This is a genomic window from Yoonia sp. (assembly GCF_036007805.1).
Lineage (GTDB): Bacteria > Pseudomonadota > Alphaproteobacteria > Rhodobacterales > Rhodobacteraceae > Yoonia.
On record NZ_DASYOK010000110.1, the window covers coordinates 1 to 2,619 of the forward strand.

Genomic DNA, 2,619 nt, shown 5'->3' on the forward strand with positions numbered 1-2,619 from the left:
AGCCCCTCCGCATCCTGCCGGACGACATCGCCGAGAAAACAGCGCAAGAACTCGAGGCCTACCCCGAACAGGATATCCGACACCTCGCCGAACTCCGCGCCGTCCTCGACGCCGAACAGGCCGACTACGCCACCTAGTCCCGTTATTATTGGCCCCCTAAATATCCCCGCCGGAGGCATCCCGCCCTCTCGTCCCATACAAACACTTGCCTCACCCCACAGGTTGCGGCACCACAGGCACATGACCAAAACACTTCTCTCCTTCGGCCACGGCTATAGCGCCCGCGCCCTTTCCCGCATCCTTCTGCCACAGGACTGGCGCATCATCGGCACCACACGCTCCGAGGATAAAGCGCCCCGCCTGATGAACGAGGGGATCGAGCCGCGCATCTGGCCGGGTGCCGATATGATCCCGGCGCTCGATGCCGCGACCCACCTGCTGATCTCGGCCGCCCCCGATGACGCGGGCGATCCTGTGCTGGCGGAACTGCACGATGAAATCGCAAAGCGCGCGGACCAGTTCGCATGGGTCGGCTATCTGTCCACCACCGGCGTCTACGGCGACCACCAGGGCGGTTGGGTGGATGAGACCACCCCCCTCACCCCCGCCACCAAACGCGGCATCGCGCGGGTTGAGGCCGAGGCAGCATGGGCCGCCATCCCCGGACTGCCGCTGCATATTTTCCGCCTTGCGGGCATCTACGGGCCTGGGCGCGGGCCATTCTCGAAGGTGCGCAACGGCACCGCACGCCGGATCATCAAAGAGGGGCAGGTCTTTAGCCGCACCCATGTCGCCGATATCGCCCGCGTGCTGGCCGCCTCGATCGCCAAACCGAACCCCGGTGCAGCCTATAACGTCTGCGACAACGATCCCGCACCGCCGGAAGATGTGATCGCCTATGCCGCCGAATTGCTGGGCCTGCCCGTCCCTGAGGCCGTCGATTTCGAGACCGCCGACATGTCGCCCATGGCGCGCAGCTTTTACGCCGAAAGCAAAAAGGTGCGGAACGACCGGATCAAGGACGAACTGGGCGTCGAGCTGCTTTACCCCGACTACAAGTCAGGGCTTAAGGCGTTGCTGGCGCAGGAAATCGGCGCCTGATCGCCCAGGCAATCCCGGCGTAAAGCAGCAAGACGACAACGCCCGACGTGAAATAGGATGCATAGACAATCAGGCGCTCAGACAGTTCCAGATTGTTCAGGAACGGATAGGGCAAACCGCTCGTCACGCGCCCTGCGGGGCTGGTGTTGAGCGGTTGCAGCACCAGTTCCGCCCACAAAAGATAAACCCCCACCACACCGCAAAGCCACGCAAAACCCGCACCCAAACGGCGATAACAGCGGTGGATGAACAGACTGTCAAACACCTGCAAAGCAGGACCAAGCCCGTGCAGGTAAAGCTCCAGATGCCATGCGGCCAGTTCGCCATCAGGCGTCACCGAGGCAGGATCGGCAAAATAAAGACGCCAATACAGCATCACGACCATCGTGTTGATGACCGCCGTCATGCAAATAAAGCCGTCCCAGCGGCGCGTGCTGCGGCCTTCCTCAATCGCCATCATGCGACTGAACGCAAAGAACGAACAAAACAGCGCCCAGACCGTCAGGAACCGGAACGGTCCTCCGAACTGGTCCCACCCACCGAAAACCAGCATCCGGATGCAGTAACCGCCAGCCAGCAAAAACGCGGTCCAGCGAAAGATCAAACGGGGATTTAACGACATTCAGGGCTCACTTTTTAGGCAAAGCATGCGTTGGCGCGCCGATCTGCGTCCAGTGTTACATGGCGCGACATGATGCCCTTGCTCAACTGTTGCAAACATCCCATATCAGGGGCGTTTGAACCCGAGGACCCCGCATGACATTCCGCCAGAAAACAGCCGATCTGCTTGCCACCGCATGGGTCCGCAACTTTATCGTAGCTGTGATCATCTTCAACGCCATCATTCTGGGGATGGAGACATCGCAAACCCTGATGGACACGGCAGGTCCGCTGATCATCACGCTGGACCGCATCTGTCTTGCGATCTTCGTGGCCGAGCTTGGCGCCAAACTCTTTGCCCAGCGCCTGCAATTCTTCCGCAGCGGCTGGAACATCTTTGATTTCATCATCGTCGGCGTGTCTCTGGTCCCTGGCAACGGCGGCCTGTCGGTCTTGCGCGCCCTGCGCATCCTGCGGGTTCTGCGCGTGATATCCGTCGTGCCATCACTGCGCCGCGTGGTCGAAGGGTTCGTCACAGCCCTGCCCGGCATGGGATCGGTGTTCTTGCTGATGGGGATCGTGTTCTACATCGCCGCCGTCATGGCCACCAAACTCTTTGGCGACGCGTTCCCTGAATGGTTCGGCACCTTGGGCCGCTCGGGCTATTCGCTGTTCCAGATCATGACGCTGGAAAGCTGGTCGATGGGCATCGTCCGCCCCGTGATGGAAATCTACCCCTACGCATGGGCTTTCTTTGTGCCCTTCATCATGGTGACGACCTTCGCGGTGGTAAACCTGCTGGTCGGTCTGATCGTGAACTCGATGCAGGACGCGCACGCCGAAGAAGGCAATGCCGCAACAGACGCCTACCGCGATGAGGTGCTGGCAAGGCTAGAGGGGATCGAGCGGCGGTTGGAC

At 61.0% G+C, this 2,619-nt stretch carries 3 protein-coding genes; 2 read left to right on the plus strand and 1 reads right to left on the minus strand.

What is annotated here, in order from left to right; translation table 11 throughout:
- Positions 1–240 precede the first annotated feature (240 nt).
- Entirely contained in the window at positions 241–1,101 is an 861-nt protein-coding gene (locus tag VGP75_RS06175; protein WP_327542818.1) for an SDR family oxidoreductase, read from the plus strand.
- On the opposite strand, the gene VGP75_RS06180 is transcribed toward VGP75_RS06175, so the two are convergent.
- Complete coding sequence (locus VGP75_RS06180; RefSeq protein ID WP_327542819.1) at positions 1,067–1,723, minus strand: androgen-induced gene 1 family protein; 657 nt, start codon at positions 1,721–1,723, stop codon at positions 1,067–1,069. The genes VGP75_RS06175 and VGP75_RS06180 overlap by 35 nt on opposite strands.
- A 134-nt stretch (positions 1,724–1,857) precedes the next feature.
- Here VGP75_RS06180 and VGP75_RS06185 point away from each other — a divergent pair.
- Positions 1,858–2,619, plus strand: a 762-nt coding sequence (locus VGP75_RS06185; RefSeq protein ID WP_327542820.1) for an ion transporter, incomplete at its 3' end; no start/stop codon positions are given.

Bases quoted from the DNA above. Each gene is read 5' to 3' on its own strand.
- VGP75_RS06180 (WP_327542819.1), bottom strand. From the start codon at position 1,723: ATGTCGTTAAATCCCCGTTTGATCTTTCGCTGGACCGCGTTTTTGCTG.
- VGP75_RS06175 (WP_327542818.1), top strand. From the start codon at position 241: ATGACCAAAACACTTCTCTCCTTCGGCCACGGCTATAGCGCCCGCGCC.